Below are 23,317 nucleotides of genomic sequence, written 5' to 3' on the forward strand. Positions count from 1 at the left end.
GGCCATTTGCACAAGGGGTTGGAAACGATCAGGCAAAAAAAAGCCCCGCTTTCGCGGGGCTTCTCATCAGGCCATCTGAGGTTGTGCGCTCAGTGGCTTGAGTGGCAGCAGCGGCGCATGGGGATCGGCTTTCACCGATTTGCGCCAGGCTCCCAGCCACTCAGGGTTACCTTCGTCCCAGACCTGTTCGTGCAAGCGAGCCAATGCCACCGGATCGCTCAGCAAGTACACACGCTCATTGTTGGTCAGCCCGTCAGGACCGACTTTCAATGCATGGCGAACCCGTTCGTTGCGCAGCCATTCGATCGGCTCGGCATGAGCATGACGCGAAGTCGCCAGCGAACACGCCAAGGCGTTCTGCTGTGGATCGACCACCGCGCGCACGAAGCCGTCATTCAGAGCATGCCAACGATTTTCGTGAGTGTACTGATCCGTCGCCAGCAACGCCTGCGGCGGATTGTATTCCTCAGGAATCAGGAACAGGCTCGCATCGCGAGACTTGAGGCCCAGACCGACGCGGCTGGAGATCACGGACACCGGGATCGACAGCATCAACGAACCGACGATCGGCACCAGCCACCACAGGAAACTCGGGTTCAGCCAGACCACCAGCAGCGCCCAGAAGAAACCCAGCAGGGTTTGCGGACCGTGGCGTTTGACCGCCTCGCTCCATGGCGTGGAGTCGTCGTCACGTTGCGGCGAGTTCCAGGTCGCAGCCCAGCCGAGGAACGCGGCGAGCACGAAACGGGTGTGGAAGATCATCCGCACCGGCGCCAGCAGCATGGAGAACAGCATCTCCAGCAGCATCGAGAAGGTCACCTTGAACTTGCCACCGAACTCTTTCGCGCCCTTGGCCCAGATCAGGATGATGCTCAACAGTTTCGGCAGGAACAGCAGCACGATGGTCGTCGAGAACAGCGCCACGGCCTTGTCCGGGTGCCATTGTGGCCACAGCGGATACAGCTGACGCGGCTCCATGAAGTACTGCGGCTCCATCAGCGTGTTGACCGCCAGCAGCGCCGTCGACAGCACGAGGAAGAAGAACCACAGCGGCGCCGACAGGTAAGACATCACGCCGGTCAGGAACACCGCACGGTGTACCGGGTGCATGCCCTTCACGAGGAACAGGCGGAAGTTCATCAAGTTACCGTGGCACCAGCGACGGTCACGCTTGAGTTCGTCCAGCAGGTTCGGTGGCAGCTCTTCGTAGCTGCCCGGCAAGTCGTAGGCGATCCACACGCCCCAGCCGGCACGGCGCATCAGCGCTGCTTCAACGAAGTCGTGGGACAGGATTGCACCGGCAAAAGCACCTTTACCGGGCAACGGCGCCAAGGCGCAATGCTCGATGAACGGCTTCATGCGGATGATCGCGTTGTGGCCCCAGTAGTGGGATTCACCCAACTGCCAGAAGTGCAGACCGGCGGTAAACAGCGGACCGTATACGCGAGTCGCAAACTGCTGCATGCGCGCATAAAGGGTGTCCATGCCCGACGCACGTGGCGCGGTCTGGATAATGCCCGCATCCGGGGTCGCTTCCATCAAGCGCACCAGGCTGGTCAGGCATTCACCACTCATCACCGAGTCGGCGTCGAGCACAACCATATACTTGTAGTCACCGCCCCAACGACGGCAGAAGTCGTCGAGGTTGCCGCTTTTACGTTTCACACGACGGCGACGACGGCGATAGAAGATCTTGCCGAAACCCTTGGCTTCACGGCAGACGTCCAGCCAGGCTTGCTGTTCGGCAACGCAGATGTCGGCTTCATTACTGTCGCTGAGGACGAAGAAGTCGAAGCGATCCAGGTCACCCGTGGCCGCCACCGACTCGAAGGTCGCCCGCAAACCGGCAAACACCCGTGGCACGTCCTCGTTGCAGATCGGCATCACCAGTGCGGTGCGCGCGTCCTTGGCGATCGGCTCGTTGCCGGCACTTTTACCGGAGATGCGGTATTTATCGTGACCGGTGAGCAACTCGAGGAAGCCCATCAACGCAGTCCAGAAACCGGCCGACACCCAGCAGAACAGAATCCCGAACAGAATCAGGATGCTGGTTTGCAGCGCGTACGGCAGTACTTGAGTAGCCGTTTGCAGCAGCGGTTGATGCAGTACTTCGTTCAGGTCGACAAACGACCAGCCCTGGTACGGCATGATGCCTTTCATGTACCAGCCGGCAACGATCGTCTGGCCCAGCATCAGTACCAGCAAAATGTAGCGGCGGATCGAACCGACGGTGCGCCAGCGAGCCGCCGGCAACACGCGTTCATCCTTGGGCGGAGCCGGTGGATTGGTGCGACCGGTCAGACGCCGCCAGCCACGCACCAGAATATTGGTGCGCCAAGGCTCCGGCACGACTTTGGTTCGACGGATAGGCGGCGTCGCTTTGAGTACGACACGACCGCTCGCGTCGACCCCCAGCATTTCCGCCTCTTCCAGCTCTTCAGCAGAATTCAGGAGCAGGCGCTTGCCCACCGAGGCTTGTGCAGCCTCGGTCGGCGCGTCGAACGTCGAAGATGACAGACGCTGGTGCAACTCGCTGAAGGACTTGCAGCCCGCGAGTTCCGCGCGCTGCTGGTCGGTCATCGGTAAATGCGCCAGATACTCGGCAAGAGTCTCTGGCTGTACTTGAGAATTACTCATCGGCAGGCAACTGGTAGCTCCAGGTCTCGGTCAGGACTTCTTCAGTCGATGCCGATTCCGGTGTGGCTGGGGCCGCGTCCGCAGCGACAGGCTGCTTGGCGTCTTTGTTGTCCTTGTTCTTGGCATCCGCAGCTGGCTTGGCATCGGCCTGTTTGGCGTCAGCTTGCTTGGCGTCCTTGGCTTCCTTGTCCGTCTTCTCTTGTTGCTTGGCGGCGACCTTGTCGGCCTTGGCAACAGAAGAATTGGAGGCTGGCAGCGATGTCTTGGTGAGATCGGCAGGCACGATGTTTTCGACCAGTGCAGCACGCATCTCGGTAGGCTTGCCCGGATCCTTGATCTTCATCCGCAGAGTCAGGCGCCAGCCCTTGGTTTCCGGGTTGTAACGCACGCTGTTCTCGACCAGCTCGGCATTATCGCCAACGCTGACCTGACTGCGAACGTCCGCTGTTTCCGGCAGGGCCGCGAGGGACGGACCTTCAAAGTCCACCAGATAAGCCACGGTGCCGTCCGGCTGACGGATCAGGTTGGACTGTTTCACGTCACCTGTAGAGCGCAGGGTCTGTTGAACCCAGGCACTGTCCGGTGCATGAAGCGCGGCTTCGTCGATAGTCCAGTGCAAGCGATAAGCGACGTCCAGCGGCTGGCCAGGCTCCGGCAGTTTTTCCGGACTCCAGAAAGCAACGATATTGTCGTTGGTTTCGTCGGCAGTCGGAATCTCAACCAGATCAACGGAGCCCTTGCCCCAGTCGCCCTTCGGTTCGATCCAGGCGCTTGGGCGCTTGTCGTAACGGTCGTCGAGGTCTTCATAGTGGCTGAAGTCGCGGCCACGTTGCAGCAAACCGAAACCGCGCGGGTTCTCGATCGAGAAGTTGCTCACGGCCAGATGTTTGGGGTTGTTCAACGGGCGCCAGATCCACTCGCCGTTGCCGGCATGGATCGACAGACCGCTGGAGTCGTGCAGTTCGCGACGGTAGTTCAGCACTTTCGATGGCTGGTTGGCGCCGAACAGGAACATGCTGGTCAGCGGCGCAACGCCAAGCTTGGTGACCTTGTCACGCAGGAACATCTGGGCCTTGACGTCGACAATGGTGTCGCTGCCCGGACGCAGGGTCAGCCGATAGGCACCCGTGGCGCGTGGCGAATCCAGCAGCGCGAAGATGACCAGATGCTTGTCACCCGGCTTTGGCTGTTGAATCCAGAACTCGGTGAAACGCGGGAATTCTTCGCCGGACGGCAATGCGGTATCGATGGCCATGCCGCGAGCGGACAAGCCATAGGTGTGGCCCTTGCCGACAACGCGGAAGTAGCTCGCGCCCAGCATGGTCATGATTTCGTCTTGCTTGTCGGCCTTGTTGATCGGGTAAAGCACACGGAAACCGGCATAACCCAGTTGTTCGGTGGCTTTAGGATCGAACTTGACATCGCCGAAATCGAAACGACTTGGGTCGTATTTGATCTCTTCGACGGTGTTAGCCGTGATTTCGTTGATTTTCACCGGCGTGTCGAAATGCATGCCCTGGTGATAGAACGAAAGCTTGAACGGGGTTTTCTGGTCGGCCCATTCGGCTTTTTCGGTGCGGAAACGAATCTTTTGGTAATCCGCGAATTTCATCTCACGAAATTCGTTCGGCAGGTTACTGCGCGGGGCTTCGTATTTTTGCCCGGCCATCTCTTTTGCCTTGGCCGACACATCATCCAGATTAAACGCCCAAAGCTGGCCGGCGCTGAGCAGGCAAAAGAATGCCGAACCCGCTACAAGAGCGCTTCGCAACCGTTTGGCAGACAATTTTGGTGCATTACAGGGACTAACAATCACGAGCAACCCTCGCCGAAAACAGATCAAAAAACCAACGGCCAGTTAAAGGGCCTGTGAGGAATCCGGCATGAAAAAACCGACCCTACAGACCACTCTTGCCAAGTTGGCGAGCATTGTTCCGACTCCTATGGGGCTAAATGATTCCCCAACAGGTCCCGGACAAGTCTCTACCTAAGTCAAAATGGACCAACGAACGCCGATCCCCGTAGCGCGCGATTATCTAGTAGGCCGCGTTACAACGCATCAGGGCGAACAAAGTATTTATCGCGAAAAGCCCCTGTTTTCAGTCGAAAAGCCCTTAAAAAGGAGTTTCAAGGGCTTTCAGGTCTGTAACAGGAATGTCACCGGGCCATCGTTGACCAGATGCACTTGCATATCCGCGCCGAATCTACCTGATGCCACAGTGCCATGCACCTGTTTCGCTTTGCTTAATAGATAGTCGAAAAGCTCCTCGCCCAGGGCCGGAGGGGCCGCGGTCGAAAAACTCGGGCGCAACCCGCTTTTGGTGTCGGCGGCCAGAGTGAACTGCGAGACCAGCAGCAACCCGCCACCCACCTCCGCCAGGGACAGGTTCATCTTGCCCTCGGCGTCACTGAACACTCGATAGTTAAGCAGCTTATGCAGAAGTTTGTCGGCGCTGACACGAGTATCTTCCGGCTCGACAGCCACCAGCACCAGCAATCCCTGATCGACCGCACCGACCACCTCCCCCGCTACCTCGACTCGCGCGCCACGCACGCGTTGCAGCAGGCCCTTCATGCTTCTTCAGGTGGCAGGTCGAGCAGGCGACGAGCCATCTGGCCGGCGGCGCGTACCAGCGCATCGGTGATGCCTGGTTCGGAAGCGGCGTGGCCGGCGTCGCGAATCACCTGCAGTTCGCTGTTCGGCCAGTTCTGATGCAGTTCCCAGGCGTTGTCCAGCGGGCAGATCACGTCATAACGACCGTGGACGATCACACCCGGCAAATGCGCGATCTTGCCCATGTCGCGAATCAGTTGATTGGGTTCAAGGAACGCGTTGTTGGTGAAGTAGTGGCATTCGATGCGGGCGATGGACAAGGCGCGCTGAGGTTCGGAGAAGCGATCGACCACCAGCGGGTTCGGACGCAGGGTCGCGGTGCGGCCTTCCCAGGTCGACCAGGCCTTGGCGGCATGCATCTGCGCGATCTGATCGTTGCCGATCAGGCGTTTGTGGAAAGCGCTGAGCAAATCGTCGCGCTCGTCCAGTGGAATCGGTGCGACATAGTCCTGCCAGTAATCGGGGAACAGACGGCTGGCGCCACACTGGTAGAACCATTCGATTTCCTGCGGGCGGCAGAGAAAAATCCCGCGCAGGATCAGGCCGTGCACGCGCTCTGGATGGGTTTGCGCATAAGCCAGGGCCAGCGTCGAGCCCCAGGAACCGCCAAACAGCACCCATTTTTCGATGCCCAGGTGTTTGCGGATCCGCTCAAGGTCGGCAACCAGATCCCAGGTGGTGTTGTTCTCGAGGCTGGCGTGGGGCGTGGAGCGACCGCAACCGCGCTGGTCGAACGTCACAATGCGATACAGGTTCGGATCGAAGTACCGGCGGCTCTGGGCATCACACCCGGCGCCCGGGCCGCCATGGATGAACACCACGGGCAAACCTTCCGGTGAACCGCTTTCGTCGACATACAGGGTATGGGTTTCATCGACAGCCAGATCGTGCCGGGCGTGGGGTTTGATCTGCGGGTACAAAGTCTGCATTGCGCGCTCCGTAAGGGGTCGAGGTCATCCCTGGGGGGACTTCTATTATTCTGCCGTCCGGCATCATAAACCCGAATTACGTCAATGAGCATGCCCTTGCTGAGTCAGAGTTTTGCCGCCAGAAAATCGAGCAGGGTTTCATAGAGCGCGTCGACCTCGGCGACCTGGCCGCGCCCCCGCAAACAGCCGTGAACCAGCCCCTCGCCGTAATACAGCGTGGCGGTCACGCCCGCCGCATTCAGTCGCTCGGCGTAGCAGACACCGTCGTCACGCAGCGGGTCGAATTGCGCCACGGCGATCAGCGCCGGAGGTAAGCCGGCCAAATCCCCGGCGAGCAACGGCATCGCATAAGCGCTCGGCTTTCGCGAACCGCGCAAGTACAGGGCGTGATAGCAATCAACATCGCTGCTGCTGAGCAAGGGGGCGTCAATGCATTCACTGCGCGACGGCAACTGATGATCACCACCCAACCCCGGATAGATCAGGACTTGCGCCGCCGGCAATGGCTCGTTCGCATCCCGCAGCGCCAGGCAAAGTGCGGCGGCAAGGTTGCCGCCAGCGCTGTCCCCGGCCACCAGCGTTCGCGCGGGGTCAAGCCGGAACGGGCCGCTTCGCAGCGCGCGCCAGACACCCAGGCAATCGTTGAAGCCGGCCGGATACGGATGCTCCGGCGCCAAACGGTAATCGACAGCAACCACCAACACGCCAAGCGTGGACGCCAGTTCGCTGCAGATGAAGTCGTGGGAGTCCAGATCCCCCACCACCCAGCCGCCACCGTGCAGATACACAATGCACGGGCAACCGCCGGCAGGTGATGTCACTGACGGTTGATAGGACCGCACCGGCACGCCGGCCAATTCGAAATCGACCACATAAAGCCCTGCGGGACGTGGCGGGGTGAACGCCCGGCACATCTCGCTGTAAGCCTTACGCAAACCGGGAAGGCTGGCGTCAGTGCTGTTGAAGCTGACGGTCTTCTCGACGAACGCCGTCATCTGCGCGGATAAAGGATAAGCCGTCATCAGGGTTTCAAACTGGCCTGAACGGTGGCGACGCCGTCCTTGCCATCGAGACTGGTGACGCCTGACAGCCAGCGCGAAAGATCTTCGGGGTGATCACGCAGCCACTGCTTGGCAACATCCTGAGGCGTCTTGCGCTCCATGATCGGCACCATCAACTGGCTTTCCTGGGCGGCGGTGAAGGTCAGGTTTTCCAGCAGCCGATACACGTTAGGGCAGCGCTGGGCATAGTCCGGTGCGGTTACGGTGGAGACGGTCGCCGCGCCTTCATTCGGGCCATAGACGTCTTCGCTGCCGGTCAGGTAAGTGATCTTCATGTTGATGTTCATCGGGTGCGGGGTCCAGCCGACGAACACCACGAATTCCTTGCGGTTGACCGCCCGTTGCACGGCGGCAAGCATGCCGGCCTCACCGGACTCGATCAGTTTGAAATCCTTCAAGCCGAAGTGATTGGTCTCGATCATGGTTTTGATCGTGGTGTTGGCGCCACTGCCCGGTTCGATGCCGTAGATCTTGCCGCCAAGCTTGTCTTTGAACTTGGCGATGTCGGCAAAGGTTTTCAGCCCCGCCGCCGCGACGTAATCCGGCACAGCGAGCGTTGCCTGGGCGTCGGCCAGGCTCGGTTTGTCCATGACCTTCAACTGATTGGCGGCCACGAACGGAGCGATGTTCTTGTCCATCGCCGGTTTCCAGTAGCCGAGAAAGATATCCAGGCGCTTGTCGCGGATGCCGGCGAAGATGATTTGCTGCACAGCACTGGTCTGTTTGCTTTCGTAGCCCAGCCCGTTCAACAGCACATCGGCCATGCCACTGGTGGCGATGACGTCGGTCCAGTTGACCACGCCCATGCGTACAGCCTTGCAGGAGGCGTCGTCGCTGGCCAGGACGCTGGTGCTCAGGAGAGCGGTGCCGCAGAGGATTGAGAGACAGCGGGTGAACAGTCTTTTCATCGGTAGGATCTCGTGCGGCAGATTATTGTGAGGTCGGTGTCTTCATGCACCGTGCCCAGAACATTACGCAGCGTCGAGAGGAGAAAAGCGAACTGTAGCGACCGAGATTTGCACAGCGGCGACTGTTCCATGTGGGAGCGAGCCTGCTCGCGATAGCGGTGGGTCAGACAACACTTGCGTCGACTGACACCCCGCCATCGCGAGCAGGCTCGCTCCCACAGGGGTTATGCGTTGTAGTGCTTCTGGCCCCAGGCCAACAGGCCTTGCAGCAATTCCTTGAGCACCACTTGCGTCGGCTCGGCCAGGTCCGGGCGATAACGGAACGGCTCGAACTCTTCCATGTACGTGCACTGGCCCAATTCCAGCTGCACCGCGTGGATGTTTTCAGCCGGGTTGCCGTAATGACGGGTGATGTGGCCGCCCTTGAAGCGACCATTGAGCACATGGCTGTAATCGGTGTGCCTGGCGCAAATCGCTTCCAGTTGAGTGGCCAGCTGTGGATCGCAACTGGCGCCGTTGAAGGTGCCCAGGTTGAAGTCCGGCAGCTTGCCGTCGAACAGGTGCGGGATGATCGAACGGATTGAGTGCGCATCGAACAGCAATGCGTAACCGAATTCGGCTTTCAGTCGCGCCAGCTCGTTCTGCAGTGTGCTGTGATACGGCGTCCAGACCTGCTCCAGATAGGTCGCACGCTCAGCCGCCGACGGTTCCATGCCCTCGCGGAACAACGGAATGCCGTCGAACAGCGTTGCCGGGTACAGGCCGGTCGTCGCGCCGACATACAAAGGCTTGTCGTCGGACGGCCGGTTCAGGTCGATGACAAACCGCGAGTATTCGGCAGCCAGGGTGCTGGCGCCGAGTTCGGCGGCGAACTCATAAAGCCGCGGGATGTGCCAGTCAGTGTCCGGCAGGCTTTTCGCGTCGGGGATCAACCCGGCCTCGACCGCCGGAGTCAGGCGCAGCCCCGCATGCGGCATGCTGATCAGCAGCGGCACGCGGCCTTGTTTGAAATTCAGAACCTTATCCACAACTGTTCTCCTAAACGCTCGTTTCGACGCCGTGACGCACGACGCGTTTTTCCAGGTCGCCGCCCAGCCAGTACGACAGGTCGGCGGGACGATCTATTTGCCAGGCGACGAAATCCGCGACCTTGCCGACTTCCAGCGAACCGTGAGTGTCGGCCATGCCCAGCGCGGTGGCGGCATGAATGGTTGCGCCGGCCAATGCTTCTTCCGGGGTCATGCGGAAACAGGTGCACGCCATGTTGAGCATCAAGCGCAACGAAAGCGCCGGCGAAGTGCCGGGGTTGAGGTCGCTGGCGATGGCGATTTTCACGCCGTGCTTGCGCAGGGCCTCCATCGGCGGCAATTGCGTTTCTCGCAGGAAATAGAACGCACCGGGCAACAACACTGCGACGGTGCCGGACTTGGCCATGGCGATGGCGTCGTCTTCGGTCATGAATTCCAGGTGATCAGCCGACAAGGCGTGATAACGCGCCGCCAGACTCGAACCATGCAGCGAGGACAACTGCTCGGCATGCAACTTCACCGGCAAACCGAGTTCCTGCGCGGTGATAAACAGCCGCTCGACCTGCGCCGGCGAAAACGCCAGGTATTCACAGAACGCGTCCACAGCATCCACCAAACCCTCGGCAGCAAGGGCCGGGAGCATTTCAGCGCAGATGTGTTCGATGTAGTCGTCGGCGCGATCCGCGTATTCCGGCGGCAAGGCGTGAGCGGCCAGGCAAGTGCTGCGCACGCTGACCGGCAGCTCGGCACCGAGACGACGCGCGACCCGCAGCATTTTGCGTTCGTTGGTCAGGTCCAGGCCGTAGCCTGACTTGATTTCGACCGTGGTAACACCGTCGCGCATCAGGCTTTTCAGGCGCTTGGCGGCGCTGGCGAACAGTTCGTCTTCCGTGGCAGCACGAGTGGCGCGCACGGTGCTGGCAATGCCACCACCAGCCGCGGCGATTTCTGCGTAGCTGACGCCTTGCAGGCGTTGTTCGAATTCACCGCTGCGGTTACCGCCGAACACCGTGTGGGTGTGGCAGTCGATCAGGCCTGGGGTAACCCAGGCCCCTTTCAAATCGTTGACGGCCGGGTACTCACCCGCCGGCAATTTATCGCGCGGGCCGACCCACTCAATGTGCGCACCGGACGTCACGATGGCCGCGTCCTCGATGATCGAGTAGACGCCTTGCGCCATGGTTGCGACGTGGCAGTGTTGCCAGAGAGTTTTCATCCCGAATTCCTCGTCTTTGATCGTTCCCACGCTCCGCGTGGGAATGCCTCTAGGGACGCTCTGCGTCCAGTGACGCGGAGCGTCACGGGCTGCATTCCCACGCAGAGCGTGGGAACGATCGGTATGGTGGGGTTTAGAGGCTCGGCAGCAACTTCACCGAAACCAAATCATTCAGGCAACGCGTGGCCAGCAACTCGGTCGCCGCATTGATGTCCGGTGCAAAGAACCGGTCCTTCTCATAGAACGGCACTTCATTACGCAAAATCGCCCGGGCCTTTTCCAGTTTTGCCGAGGTTTTCAGGCCTTCGCGCAGGTCCAGCCCTTGTGCGGCAGCCAACCATTCCACCGCGAGAACGCCGCGAGTGTTTTCGGCCATTTCCCACAAACGCTTGCCGGCGGCCGGCGCCATCGACACGTGGTCTTCCTGGTTCGCCGACGTCGGCAAGCTGTCCACCGAATGCGGATGGGACAGCGCCTTGTTCTCGCTGGCCAATGCCGCCGCCGTCACCTGGGCAATCATGAAGCCGGAGTTCACACCGCCATTGGCCACCAGGAACGGCGGCAGTTGCGACATGTGCTTGTCCATCATCAACGAGATGCGACGCTCGCTAAGGGAACCGATTTCAGCGATCGCCAGCGCCATGTTGTCAGCGGCCATGGCCACGGGCTCGGCGTGGAAGTTACCGCCGGAGATCACGTCGCCTTCAGCGGCGAATACCAGCGGGTTATCGGAAACGGCATTGGCTTCCACCGCCAGCACTTCGGCAGCCTGACGGAACTGGGTCAGGCAGGCGCCCATGACTTGCGGCTGGCAGCGCAGGGAGTACGGATCCTGGACCTTTTCGCAGTTCAGGTGCGAGTCGGACACTTCACTGCGCTCGCCCAACAGATCGCGGTAAGCAGCAGCGGCGTCAATCTGGCCTTTCTGGCCACGTGCGGCGTGGATGCGTGCGTCAAACGGCGAGCGCGAACCCAAGACTGCTTCAACCGTCAGGGCACCAATAGCCACGGCGCCGGCGAACAGGTCTTCGCCTTCGAACAGGCCACGCAACGCGTAAGCGGTCGACACTTGTGTGCCATTGAGCAGCGCCAGGCCTTCTTTCGCGGCCAGGGTCAGAGGTGTCAGGCCGGCGACTTTCAGCGCTTCGGTCGCTTCCATCCATTCGCCCTTGTAACGGGCCTTGCCTTCGCCCAGCAACACCAGCGACATGTGCGCCAAAGGCGCCAAGTCACCGGATGCACCGACCGAACCCTTCAAAGGAATGTGCGGGTAAACCTCGGCGTTGATCAGCGCGATCAACGCGTCGATCACCACACGACGAATGCCGGAGAAACCACGGCTCAGGCTGTTGACCTTGAGCACCATGACCAGGCGCACCAGGGCGTCACTGATTGGCTCGCCAACACCGGCGGCGTGGGACAGCACCAGCGAGCGCTGCAGGTTTTCCAGGTCTTCGCTGGCAATGCGGGTCGAGGCCAACAGGCCAAAACCGGTGTTAATGCCGTAGGCGGTGCGGTTTTCGGCGAGGATCTGTTCCACGCAGGCAACGCTGGCTTCGATCTGGGCCGAGGCGCTGTTATCGAGGGTGATTTTGACCGGGTGCTGATAAACATCACGCAGCTGGGCAAGGCTCAGTTGGCCGGGAATCAAATTAAGCGCAGTCACATCATTCTCCTTTTGAGAGCTTTTTATTAACTAACCAGACGCTCCGGAGATGTCCGTTGTCCGTCGCTTCCCATCTTTTTGAGAGGGCTGGCGCCTTGGCACGCTGGTGTTGTGGAAATCAGTTCAGGTTCGGTAAAGCCTTGTGCAGCAAAATCGGGTCTTTCAGCACGCCGGCCGCAGCGGCGATATCAGGCGCCAACCAGCGGTCCTGGTCGTAGGCAGGAACTCGCTCGCGCAACAGACGCCACGCGGCATCGGTACCGGCGCCGAAACGTTGTTCCTTGAGGAACTCAAATGCCTGGGCCGCCAGCAGATATTCGATGGCGAGGATCTGCGTGCAGTTTTCCAGCGCGCGATGCAGCTTAAGCGCGGCGTTGGTGCCCAGGCTCAAGTGATCTTCTTGCAGGCCGGAGGTGACGTAGTTGTCGAGCACGGCCGGTTGCGCCAACTGGCGGTTTTCCGCGCATAGAGAAGCGGCCACATATTGGACGATCATCATCCCGGAGTTAACCCCCGGATTGGCGACCAGGAATGCCGGCAAACCGCTGACGTGAGGGTTGATCAATCGGTCGAGGCGACGTTCGGCGATGGAGCCGATTTCCGCCATGGCAATCGCCAACAGGTCGGCCGCCAGCGCGACCGATTGGCCGTGCGGGTTGGCCTGGGACATGACACGGAAGTTGTCCGGCGTGCCCAGCAGCAAAGGGTTGTCGGTGCAGCTGTTGAGTTCGGTTTCAATCTGTTGGGTCGCGTGCGCAAGCTGATCGCGAGCGGCGCCGTGAACCTGCGGGATCGAACGAATGCTCAGCGCATCCTGCGTGCGGATGCCCTTGCTCGTCGCAATCACCTCACTGCCATCGAGCAGCGCGCGCAAATTGATCCCGACTTGCTGCATGCCCGGATGCGGCTTGAGCGCAATAATCTCGGCATCGAACGCCGCGATCTGACCGCGCTGGGCCTCAAAACTCATGGCGCCAATCACGTCGGCCCACTGCACCAGAAGCGTGGCGTCGGCCAGTGCCAGGCAGCTCAGGCCGGTCATGCACGGTGTGCCGTTGACCAGGCACAGGCCATCTTTGGCGCCGAGCTGGACCGGTTGCAGACCTTCTTCAGCCAGGGCTTGTTGCGCAGAAACAATCTGCCCGCGATAGCTGACATTGCCGACACCCAGCAAGGCGATGCTGATGTGGGCCATGTGGGTCAGATAACCCACCGAGCCCTGAGACGGCACTTGCGGGGTGATGCCGCGGTTGAGCAACGCCAACAGGGCTTCGACCACCCGACGATGAATGCCTGATTTGCCGTGACTGTAATTGCGGATCGCCGCACACATGATCGCGCGGGTCTGCTCATCGGCCAGTGGAGCACCGACTCCACAGGCATGACTGAGCAGGGTATTGCGCGACAGTTGGCTGAGTTGTTCGTCCTTGAGCGAGACGTTGCACAAGGCACCGAGGCCGGTGTTGACGCCATAGGCACGCTCGCCGCTGACGACGATGCGCTGAACAATGGCCTGCGCATTGTCGATCCGCGCCCAGGCCTGGGTCGACAGCTCAAGCTGTGCGCCATGACGGGCAACGGCCACCACATCCTGCCAACGCAACGGGGCGTCGGCGATAACGATTTTTTCAGCCTGGGACATCTTTGACCTCGTGCGTACAACCTGAAAATTGATGCAGCTCTACCGGCCTCATCGCGAGCAAGCCCGCTCCCACATTGGAATGCGTCCCCCTGTGGGAGCGGGCTTGCCCGCGAAGAGGCCCGCCAGATCACCGCAAATTCTTAAACCACCGCAGCCCGACGCTGCACGAACCGATCGACATACTCATCCGCTGGCGAATGCAGAATCTCTCGTGGGGTGCCGACCTGGATCAGGCGCCCGTCCTTGAGGATCGCAATGCGATTGCCGATGCGCACGGCCTCGTCGAGGTCGTGGGTGATGAAGACGATGGTCTTGTGCAGGGTCTTTTGCAGCTCCAGCAATTGGTCCTGCATCTCGGCGCGAATCAGCGGGTCGAGGGCACTGAACGCTTCGTCCATCAGGATGATATCGGTGTCCGCTGCCAGGGCACGGGCCAGGCCCACACGCTGACGCATACCGCCCGAGAGCTGATGCGGGTATTTGTTTTCGTAGCCTTTGAGGCCCACGGTGTTGATCCAGTGCAGCGCGCGCTCAGAGCACATTTGCTTGCTCTCGCCACGCACTTTCAAGCCATAGGCGACGTTATCCACCACGGTCTTGTGTGGCAGCAGGCCGAAGCTCTGGAACACCATGCTGATCTTGTGCCGGCGAAATTCGCGCAAGGCTTCCATGTCGTATTGCAGGATGTCCACGCCATCCACCAGGATCGCGCCGCTGGTCGGGTCGATCAGGCGATTGAAGTGCCGCACCAGGGTCGATTTACCGGAACCGGACAGGCCCATGATGACGAAGATCTCACCGGTACCGATGCTCAGCGACAGGTCGTTCACGCCGACCACGCAGCCGGTTTCGGCCAGCACCTGATCCTTGGTCTTGCCCTGGCCGATCATGCCCAGCGCTTCCTTGGAACGGTTACCGAAAATCTTGAAGACGTTTTTGACTTCGATTTTGCTGATGGCTTCGTTGTTCATTTGCTCACCTCATGCCGTGGCCGACCATACGCCTGAGTAATGCGGTCGATGACCACTGCCAGAATCACGATCGCCAGACCGGCTTCAAGGCCACGTCCGACGTTGAGGGTCTGAATCCCCACCAGTACGTCTTCGCCCAGGCCACGAGCACCGATCATCGAGGCAATGACGACCATCGACAGGGCCATCATGGTGGTCTGGTTGATCCCGGCCATGATGCTCGGCAGGGCCAGCGGCAATTGCACGCCGAACAGTTGCTGCCAACGGTTGGCACCGAAGGCGTTGATGGCTTCCATCACTTCACCGTCAACCTGGCGAATACCCAGGTCGGTCAGGCGAATCAGCGGTGGAGCCGCGTAGATCACCGTGGCGAAAATCGCCGGGACCTTGCCCAGGCCGAACAGCATCAGCACCGGGATCAGGTACACGAAGCTCGGCATGGTCTGCATGATGTCCAGCAACGGCATCAGCACCGAACGCAGGCGATTGCTGCGTGCCGAGAGGATACCCAGCGGAATGCCGATCAGCACCGAAATGACCGTCGCCACCATCATCAGCGCCAGGGTCTGCATCAGCTTGTCCCAGAGGCCGACGGCACCCACCAAAAACAGCAGGCCGACGATCACGGCGGTGGTCACGACTTTGCGGGTCGCGTGCCAGGCTACGCCCGCCACGATTGCCAGCATCAGCCACCAGGGCGCTGCACGCAGCAAACCTTCAAGATTGACGATGGCCCACAACAGGGTGTCGGAGATGTGCCGGAACACATCGCCATAGTTGGTGACCAGCGAATCGACCCAACCGTTGACCCAGTCGGCGATGGAAAAGGTAAAACTTTCGGGAAACATAAGAGACTCTCAATCAAGGGGTTGCGATTCAGCGTGCGACTGCCGCGTACGACAGTCGCAGAGGCTCAACCTACAAGGCCGCGTCGATTTTCTTGGCTGCGTCTTCGCTCACCCATGCGTGCCAGACTTCAGGATGTTCCTTCAAGAAGATCTTGGCCAGTTTTGGCGACTCGATCCGCTCTTTGGTCATGCGCCCAAGGTTCTGGTTCAGGATGTCGATGGGCACGTTGACCTTTTCCAGCACGGCCACCAGTTCCGGGGCTTGTTCGTGGAAAGTCTTGGACAGGCCTACCTTGATATCCACGGTTTTGTTCACGCCTGGTTTTTCTTCGAGTTTCACTGCGTCGATCTGGCCCATCAGCGGGGTTGGCGACCAGTAGTAGAACAGGATCGGCTCGCCACGCTTGTAGCTCGACAGCACGGCCGCATCCAGCGCCGGGCCGGTGCCTGGGCGGAAGTTGGTGTAGGTGCTTTCCAGGCCGTAGCTTTTCAGCATTTCGCTGTTGTCCAGCTCACAGGTCCAACCGGCCGGGCAGTTGTAGAAACGGCCTTTGGATGGTTCCTCGGCGTCCTTGAAAATCGCTGAGTATTTGCCCAGATCGGCAATGTTTTTCAGGTCGGGTGCCTTCGCTTCGAGCTTGCGCTTGGCGTCGCCTTCAATCACGTAGCGCGGTACGTACCAGCCTTCGACTGCGCCAACGACTGGAGCACCGACGCCGACGACTTTGCCGGCCTTCTCGGCCTTGTTCCAGACTTCGCTGCGCCCGACCCACTCTTCGGCAAACACTTGAATGTCATTGCTGCTCAGGGCGTTTTCCATGGTGATGGAGTTGCCTGGCAGGCTGTCGGTCTTGCAGTCGTAGCCTTTTTCCAGCACGACTTGCAGCACGTCGGTCAGCAGCATGGCGCTTTCCCAGTTCAGACCAGCAAATTTCACTGGTTTGCCCGACTCGCACCAACCGGCAGCCTGAGTGGCGCCGGCACTGGCCAACAGGCCCATGGAAAGCAGTGTGGTCAGCAGGGTCTTGTTCGATTTCATTGTTGTGACGCTCCTAATCATTAATTGGCTTACGGCAGTCAAGAGGCATCCAGCCCTGTCCACGTCCAATCAGGCCTGCGCAGCAGCAGCGCGGCCAGCCCCACTTGTTTTTGGTGCTGTGACGCTGTCCCGCTCGATTGGCAGAATCAAGCGATCGGGTACGGCGCTGTGCCATTTTTTTGCGCACACGTAATACACGGCTGCGGGAAGCACCAGGCCGATGATCCAGGAAATATCCACATCGCCCAGGGCCGCCACCAGCGGACCGGTATAGAACTTGGTTGAAATAAACGGCAGCTGTACCAGCACACCGAACACATAGACGCTGATGCCGAGGATATTCCAACGGCCGTAGCGACCGTTCGGATCGGCCAGCGCCGGCACGTCATAGCGCTCGCGAGTGATGCAGTAGTAGTCCACCAGGTTGATCGCGCTCCATGGCGTGAAGAACGCCAGCAGGAACAGGATGAAGGACTTGAACGCACCGAGGAACGAGTGCTGACCGAGCAACGCCATCAGGGTCGCAGCACCTACGATGACCAGCACGAAGGCCAGACGCTGCAGGCGCGATACTTTCAGATCACCACGAAAACCGCTGATGATGGTCGCGATGCACATGAAGCTGCCGTAGGAGTTCAGCGTGGAGATGGTGACCTTGCCGAACGCGATACTGAAGTAAAGCAGAGCAGCGGTGGCACCTGTACCGCCCAGACCGACGATGTAGGCCACTTCATGGCCAGCAAACTGCCCGTTGGACGAAGCGGCGGCAAACACACCGAGGATCATCGCCACTTGTGCACCAATGACCGAACCGGCACCCGCGGCGAAAAAAGTTTTCACCGAGGAAGTCTTGCTCGGCAGGTAGCGAGAGTAGTCAGCCACGTAAGGACCGAAGGCGATCTGCCAGGATGCCGCGAGCGACACCGCCAGCAGGAAGCTGCTCCAGCTGAAGTGGCGAATTTGCAGGAGTGCACCCACGTCAGTCTGGCTCATCAAACGGCTGAACAGATAAACGAAGGCAATCACGCCAATGACACTGGCAACACGGCCGATCCAGTGGATTACCCGATAACCGAGCACCGTCACCAACACAATGACACTGGCGAAGATCAAGATGCCGACACTGTCGCTGACACCAAACAATTGGCCCAGCGCCTGGCCGGACAGCACCGTACCGGTTGCGGTGAAGCCGAGGTACATCAGACAGACCAGAACGATCGGGATGGCTGCGCCATACACGCCGAACTGCACGCGACTGGAGATCATCTGCGGCAGGCCAAGCTTGGGCCCTTGCGCCGCATGCAACGCCATCACACCGCCGCCGAGCAGTTGCCCGATCAGCAAACCGATCAACGACCAGAACACATCACCGCCCAGCACGACGGCCAGAGCGCCCGTCACGATGGCGGTGATTTGCAGGTTGGCGCCCATCCACAGGGTGAACTGGCTAAACAGACGACCGTGTCTTTCCGCTTCCGGGATGTAGTCGATCGAGCGTTTCTCGATCAACGGTTTACTGCCTGCACGTTCGCTGTTAACAGCCATGATTCAACCTCTATGGATTGTTATTGAAATTACTGTCTGTATGAGATCCCTGTGGGAGCGAGCTTGCTCGCGATGAGGTCGGCACATCCAACATCTACATTGGCTGACACATCGCTATCGCGAGCAAGCTCGCTCCCACAGGTGAAGCGATCTGAATTACTTGCCGGTAATCATCGGCAGGTTCAGACCCTGCTCCTTGGCGCAGTCGATCGCGATCTGGTAGCCCGCATCGGCGTGACGCATGACACCGGTCGCCGGGTCGTTGTGCAGCACGCGAGCAATACGCTCAGCCGCTTCGTCAGTACCGTCGCAGACGATCACCATGCCCGAGTGCTGGGAGAAGCCCATGCCGACGCCGCCGCCGTGGTGCAGGGAAACCCAGGTCGCGCCGCTCGCGGTATTGAGCAGGGCGTTGAGCAGAGGCCAGTCGGACACAGCGTCGGAACCGTCCTGCATCGACTCGGTTTCGCGGTTCGGGCTGGCTACCGAACCGGAGTCCAGGTGGTCGCGGCCGATAACGATTGGCGCGGACAATTCACCGCTGCGCACCATTTCGTTGAACGCCAGGCCGAGCTTGGCGCGCAGACCCAGGCCAACCCAGCAGATACGTGCCGGCAGACCCTGGAAGCTGATGCGCTCACGGGCCATGTCCAGCCAGTTGTGCAGGTGGGCGTCGTCAGGGATCAGCTCTTTGACTTTGGCGTCGGTCTTGTAGATGTCTTCAGCGTTGCCCGACAGTGCAGCCCAACGGAACGGACCGATGCCACGGCAGAACAGTGGACGGATGTAAGCCGGTACGAAGCCTGGGAAATCGAAAGCGTTTTCCACGCCTTCTTCCTGAGCCATCTGACGGATGTTGTTGCCGTAGTCGAAGGTCGGAATGCCCATTTTCTGGAATTCGAGCATCGCTTTTACGTGCACAGCCATCGATTGCTTGGCGGCTTTGACCACGGCAGCAGGCTCGGTCTTGGCGCGAGCGCGGTACTCTTCCCAGGTCCAGCCAGCCGGCAGGTAACCGTTGAGCGGGTCGTGGGCGCTGGTCTGGTCGGTGACCATGTCCGGGCGCACGCCGCGCTTGACCAGTTCCGGCAGGATTTCAGCCGCGTTGCCCAGCAGCGCGATGGAAATCGCCTTGCCTTCTTTGGTGTATTTGGCGATGCGAGCCAGTGCGTCGTCGAGATCGGTAGCCTGTTCGTCGACATAGCGGCTGTTCAGGCGGAAATCGATGCTGACCTGCTGGCATTCGATGTTCAGCGAGCAAGCGCCGGCCAGGGTTGCAGCCAGTGGTTGAGCGCCGCCCATGCCGCCCAGGCCTGCGGTCAGGACCCAACGACCTTTCAGGTCATCGTTGTAGTGCTGGCGACCGGCTTCGACGAAGGTTTCGTAGGTGCCCTGGACGATGCCCTGACTGCCGATGTAGATCCAGCTGCCGGCGGTCATCTGGCCGTACATGGCCAGGCCTTTGGCGTCCAGTTCGTTGAAGTGTTCCCAGCTCGCCCAGTGTGGCACCAGGTTGGAGTTGGCGATCAGTACGCGTGGAGCGTTGGTGTGGGTCTTGAACACGCCGACCGGTTTACCGGATTGCACCAGCAGGGTCTCGTCGTCGTTCAGGTTGGTCAGGCTCTCGACGATCTTGTCGTAGCATTCCCAGTTACGCGCCGCACGACCGATACCACCGTAAACCACCAGTTCTTTAGGGTTCTCGGCAACTTCCGGGTCGAGGTTGTTCATCAACATGCGCAGCGGCGCTTCAGTCAGCCAGCTCTTGGCGGTCAGCTTGTTACCGCGTGCGGCACGGATTTCTACGTTGCGGTACTTCGTAGGTTTCTGGGTATTGTCAGTCACGAAAAAGACTCCTCAGCGATCAATTCAAACCAACCCTGGCGGTGGGCAAGCCAGCCTGTGCGCGTCAACGCGTCACAAGCGAATCAGTGGACGCTGCGGAGAGTCTCGATCGACTCATACGCATACGTCTTTACTTGTACATACAAGCATATGCAATCAAGCGGCCAACTTGTTGGATGGGTGTTCAAGAAAAATGGCGCAAAGGGCTGTAAACCCTTTAGATCAAGGGTTTTGACGCAGATGATATTTTTCGGTGGGGATGTGCGGGGTCGGGCGCGGGAGTGTGGCGGCTGTTACTTAAGCGTGGTTTTGCGCCACGCTGGGGCGTTCGGTAACAAGTTGGTGCGCAGTTTCGAATCAGATGATCGTTCCCACGCTCTGCGTGGTAACGCCTCTACAGACACTCCGCGTCCGCTTCTTGCGACTGTGACGCGGAGCGTCACGGGATGCATTCCCACGCGGGAGCGTGGGAACGATCAGTGGAGGTGTTGGATCAGCGTGCAGTCAGCTCAATCACACAGCACGGCCCGTTAGTGGAGACTTCCAGCAGGCCAGCATTACCGTCAAGTTGCAGGCAATCGTGACGCCCCAGTTTTTCGTCACTGTTACCGGCCTTCACTTCAAGCAGCTCGGTGACGCTGAACACCAACACCGTCCCCGCCGAACTGAAAAACCGCTGCTCGCCGTCCAGCCATTGCAACCGTGCGTTGTAGCGCTGCGGCGCGTAGATCAGGTTGAAATCGCGAATTGCCCCACCGAGCAACGTGCAGGACACCTGGCTCTCACCGCTGAAGGCAAACGGGTCCAGCGGCAACAACGGCCGCGTGTCCTGGCCATCAACGCGCAAGGTCATGCCCTCGCCTTGCAGCACGGTAATCACACGCTCGTAACCGGCGAACGTGGAAAACCCGCCCGACTCGCCAATATCGGCAATCGACAGGCGCCAGCCGAACCCTTCCAGGCCAGTGCCGGCATCACGGGTGATTTCTTCGGTGCTGCCACCGCCGTTTTTCCACGGCATGCGTGGGTAGTCTTTTGCGCGTAGAACCTTCGTTACATTCATTTATGGCTCTCTATTTATGAAACCGACCTTCCAGACGATGACGGGAACCGGGGTGGATCAAACGGGCGGCGGTCACTGGCTGACGGCCGGACCAGGTGCGACGGCGAATCAGCAGGCACGGCTCGCCCTTTTCAATCTGCAGCAACTTGCATTCGGACGCCTCGGCCAGAATCGCCTCGACCACGTGCTCGCCTTCAGTCAGCGGCGCGACCTGGTTCAGGTAGGCGTACGGCGTTTGCAGGGTGAAATCCTGCTTGAGGTAGTCCGGCGCTACCAGCGCATTGACGAAACGGTCCTCGATTTGCACCGGGATATCGTTTTCGAAATGCACGATCAGCGAATGGAACACCTTCTGGCCCTCGCGCATGTCCAGGGCCAGTGCGCGCTCCGAGCCGGCCGCCTCTTCTTCGAGGGTGATCACCTTGCACGTATGGCGATGGCCACGGGAGGCGATTTCATCGGCGATGTTGTGCACTTCAAACAGCGCGGACTGGCTTTTCGGCTCGGCGACGAAGGTGCCGACACCCTGCATGCGCACCAACAAACCGTCGGCGGTCATCTCACGCAAGGCGCGGTTGATGGTCATGCGACTGAAGCCCAACTGGTTGACCAGTTCACTTTCCGACGGAACGCGGTAGTGCGGCGGCCAGTTTCCACTGTCGATTTGCTGGGTGATCATCTGTTTGACGCGGGCGTACAAGGGCGCCGGACTGTCGCCCATGTTCGCGGCCAACGGTGACACTGGAGGCGGAGTCGGCACGGTTAATCCTTGGTCGTTTAGTAATAGTTGCTAGCTTGCCGGAGTTTACCGAGCAGGCAAACGTCTGTATATGTATATACAAATAACACACGATGGGGTGCTGAACCATGTCCGCCTTCTTTGCCGAACGCGCGCTGCTGCCTAGTGGATGGGCCAACAATGTACGTCTTGAAGTCAGCGCCGACGGCGTCTTGACTCAAATCCAGGCCGATTCTCATGCAGATGGCGCAGAACGGCTAAGCGGTCCGCTGCTGCCGGGCATGCCCAATCTGCACTCCCACGCGTTCCAGCGGGCGATGGCCGGGCTGGCCGAAGTGGCGGGTAATCCGAACGACAGTTTCTGGACCTGGCGCGATTTGATGTATCGCCTCGTCGGAAAAATCAGCCCGGACCAACTCGGCGTGATCGCTCGTCAGCTGTACATCGAAATGCTCAAGGCCGGTTACACCTCGGTCGCGGAATTTCATTACGTGCACCACGACATCAACGGCCAGCCTTACGCAGATCCGGCCGAACTGGCACTGCGCATCAGCCAGGCCGCCAGTTCCGCCGGTATCGGTTTGACCCTTCTGCCCGTGCTTTACAGCCACTCCGGTTTCGGCGGCCAGGCCCCGAACGATGGCCAGCGGCGCTTTATCAACAGCACCGAAAACTACCTCAAGCTTCAGACGCGCTTGCAACCGATCCTGGCGCAGCAACCGGCGCAATCGCTGGGCCTGTGCTTCCACTCGTTGCGCGCGGTCACACCGCAGCAGATCAGCGAAGTGCTGGCCGCCAGCGACAAGCAATGCCCGGTACACATTCACATCGCCGAACAGCAGAAGGAAGTCGATGACTGCCTGAGCTGGAGCGGCCGCCGTCCGCTGCAATGGCTGTACGAAAACACCGAAGTCGATCAGCGCTGGTGCCTGGTCCACGCGACCCACGCCAACCCGGAAGAAGTCACGCTGATGGCCAAGAGTCGCGCCATCGCCGGCCTGTGCCTGACCACCGAAGCCAACCTCGGCGACGGGATTTTCCCGGCGGTGGACTTCCTCGCTCAGGGCGGGCGCATGGGCATCGGTTCCGACAGCCATGTCTCATTGAGCGTGGTCGAAGAATTGCGCTGGCTGGAATATGGCCAGCGTCTGCGCGATCAGCGGCGTAACCGTTTGTACGGCGCGGATCAGCCGATGGTTGGGCGCACACTGTTTGACGCAGCGCTGGATGGCGGTGCTCAGGCGTTGGGGCAACCGATTGGTGCGCTGCAAGTGGGCAAGCGCGCGGATTGGCTGGTGCTGGACGGCAACGATCCGTACCTGGCGACCGCCAGTGGCGACGGGATTCTCAATCGTTGGTTGTTTGCTGGCGGTGATCGTCAGGTTCGCGACGTGCTGGTCAATGGCCAGTGGGTTGTGCGGGACGGGCGTCATGCCGGCGAAGAGGAAAGCAATCGCGCGTTCACCCAAGTCCTGCGCGATCTCCTAGGCTGACGCAAACTAAATGTGGGAGCGAGCCTGCTCGCGATAGGGCCATCAAATCCAACAGAAATGTTGACTGATACTC

At 60.1% G+C, this 23,317-nt stretch carries 18 protein-coding genes; 1 reads left to right on the forward strand and 17 read right to left on the reverse strand.

From position 1 onward, the window contains the following. Window positions 1-66 precede the first annotated feature (66 nt). The 17 genes from mdoH to hutC form a co-directional block, all read right to left on the reverse strand. Window positions 67-2,637, reverse strand: coding sequence for a glucans biosynthesis glucosyltransferase MdoH (mdoH, locus tag HNR03_RS22130; protein ID WP_222589411.1), 2,571 nt, complete (start codon window positions 2,635-2,637; stop codon window positions 67-69). Further along, on the reverse strand, window positions 2,630-4,453 hold the full coding sequence (locus HNR03_RS22135; protein ID WP_259155739.1) for a glucan biosynthesis protein G: 1,824 nt from the start codon (window positions 4,451-4,453) through the stop codon (window positions 2,630-2,632). The genes mdoH and HNR03_RS22135 overlap by 8 nt, the downstream gene beginning before the upstream one ends. Before the next feature lie 321 nt (window positions 4,454-4,774). Next, complete coding sequence (gene dtd / locus HNR03_RS22140; RefSeq protein ID WP_090176657.1) at window positions 4,775-5,212, reverse strand: D-aminoacyl-tRNA deacylase; 438 nt, start codon at window positions 5,210-5,212, stop codon at window positions 4,775-4,777. Beyond that, window positions 5,209-6,180: a prolyl aminopeptidase gene (gene pip, locus HNR03_RS22145; RefSeq protein ID WP_208670458.1), complete on the reverse strand. Its 972-nt coding sequence runs from the start codon at window positions 6,178-6,180 to the stop codon at window positions 5,209-5,211. The genes dtd and pip overlap by 4 nt, the downstream gene beginning before the upstream one ends. A 104-nt stretch (window positions 6,181-6,284) precedes the next feature. Next, the gene (locus HNR03_RS22150) at window positions 6,285-7,202 is read right to left on the reverse strand and encodes an alpha/beta hydrolase (protein ID WP_259155740.1); all 918 of its coding nucleotides are present in this window, start codon (window positions 7,200-7,202) and stop codon (window positions 6,285-6,287) included. Next, window positions 7,202-8,149: a choline ABC transporter substrate-binding protein gene (locus tag HNR03_RS22155; RefSeq protein WP_259155741.1), complete on the reverse strand. Its 948-nt coding sequence runs from the start codon at window positions 8,147-8,149 to the stop codon at window positions 7,202-7,204. The genes HNR03_RS22150 and HNR03_RS22155 overlap by 1 nt, the downstream gene beginning before the upstream one ends. 224 nt (window positions 8,150-8,373) lie before the next feature. Then, window positions 8,374-9,177, reverse strand: a complete 804-nt coding sequence (gene hutG, locus HNR03_RS22160) for an N-formylglutamate deformylase (RefSeq protein WP_222589407.1) — start codon at window positions 9,175-9,177, stop codon at window positions 8,374-8,376. A 10-nt stretch (window positions 9,178-9,187) separates the two neighbouring features. After that, entirely contained in the window at window positions 9,188-10,393 is a 1,206-nt protein-coding gene (gene hutI / locus HNR03_RS22165) for an imidazolonepropionase (protein WP_222589406.1), read from the reverse strand. A 133-nt stretch (window positions 10,394-10,526) separates the two neighbouring features. After that, on the reverse strand, window positions 10,527-12,059 hold the full coding sequence (gene hutH, locus HNR03_RS22170) for a histidine ammonia-lyase (RefSeq protein WP_259155744.1): 1,533 nt from the start codon (window positions 12,057-12,059) through the stop codon (window positions 10,527-10,529). A gap of 118 nt (window positions 12,060-12,177) precedes the next feature. Then, window positions 12,178-13,701, reverse strand: coding sequence for a histidine ammonia-lyase (gene hutH / locus HNR03_RS22175; RefSeq protein ID WP_259155745.1), 1,524 nt, complete (start codon window positions 13,699-13,701; stop codon window positions 12,178-12,180). Between the two features lie 140 nt (window positions 13,702-13,841). Beyond that, window positions 13,842-14,672, reverse strand: coding sequence for a glycine betaine/L-proline ABC transporter ATP-binding protein (locus HNR03_RS22180; RefSeq protein ID WP_109627517.1), 831 nt, complete (start codon window positions 14,670-14,672; stop codon window positions 13,842-13,844). Continuing rightward, window positions 14,669-15,520, reverse strand: coding sequence for a proline/glycine betaine ABC transporter permease (locus tag HNR03_RS22185; RefSeq protein ID WP_010464518.1), 852 nt, complete (start codon window positions 15,518-15,520; stop codon window positions 14,669-14,671). The genes HNR03_RS22180 and HNR03_RS22185 overlap by 4 nt, the downstream gene beginning before the upstream one ends. Before the next feature lie 70 nt (window positions 15,521-15,590). After that, complete coding sequence (locus tag HNR03_RS22190) at window positions 15,591-16,559, reverse strand: ABC transporter substrate-binding protein (protein WP_090176687.1); 969 nt, start codon at window positions 16,557-16,559, stop codon at window positions 15,591-15,593. 69 nt (window positions 16,560-16,628) lie between these two features. Next, a complete protein-coding gene (locus HNR03_RS22195) occupies window positions 16,629-18,104 on the reverse strand; it encodes a cytosine permease (RefSeq protein ID WP_259155748.1) in 1,476 nt (491 codons plus the stop codon). Window positions 18,105-18,260: 156 nt separating this feature from the next. Continuing rightward, window positions 18,261-19,949, reverse strand: a complete 1,689-nt coding sequence (gene hutU / locus HNR03_RS22200) for a urocanate hydratase (protein ID WP_090176693.1) — start codon at window positions 19,947-19,949, stop codon at window positions 18,261-18,263. A gap of 493 nt (window positions 19,950-20,442) precedes the next feature. Further along, complete coding sequence (locus HNR03_RS22205) at window positions 20,443-21,012, reverse strand: HutD family protein (protein ID WP_259155750.1); 570 nt, start codon at window positions 21,010-21,012, stop codon at window positions 20,443-20,445. A gap of 10 nt (window positions 21,013-21,022) precedes the next feature. Next, on the reverse strand, window positions 21,023-21,733 hold the full coding sequence (gene hutC / locus HNR03_RS22210) for a histidine utilization repressor (protein ID WP_177326944.1): 711 nt from the start codon (window positions 21,731-21,733) through the stop codon (window positions 21,023-21,025). A 146-nt stretch (window positions 21,734-21,879) separates the two neighbouring features. On the opposite strand from hutC, the gene HNR03_RS22215 reads away from it, so the two are divergent. Then, on the forward strand, window positions 21,880-23,244 hold the full coding sequence (locus HNR03_RS22215) for a formimidoylglutamate deiminase (RefSeq protein WP_222589401.1): 1,365 nt from the start codon (window positions 21,880-21,882) through the stop codon (window positions 23,242-23,244). Window positions 23,245-23,317: the final 73 nt, after the last annotated feature.

The sequence above is a fragment of the Pseudomonas sp. JAI111 genome, assembly GCF_024809425.1.
In the GTDB taxonomy this organism is placed as follows: Bacteria; Pseudomonadota; Gammaproteobacteria; order Pseudomonadales; family Pseudomonadaceae; genus Aquipseudomonas.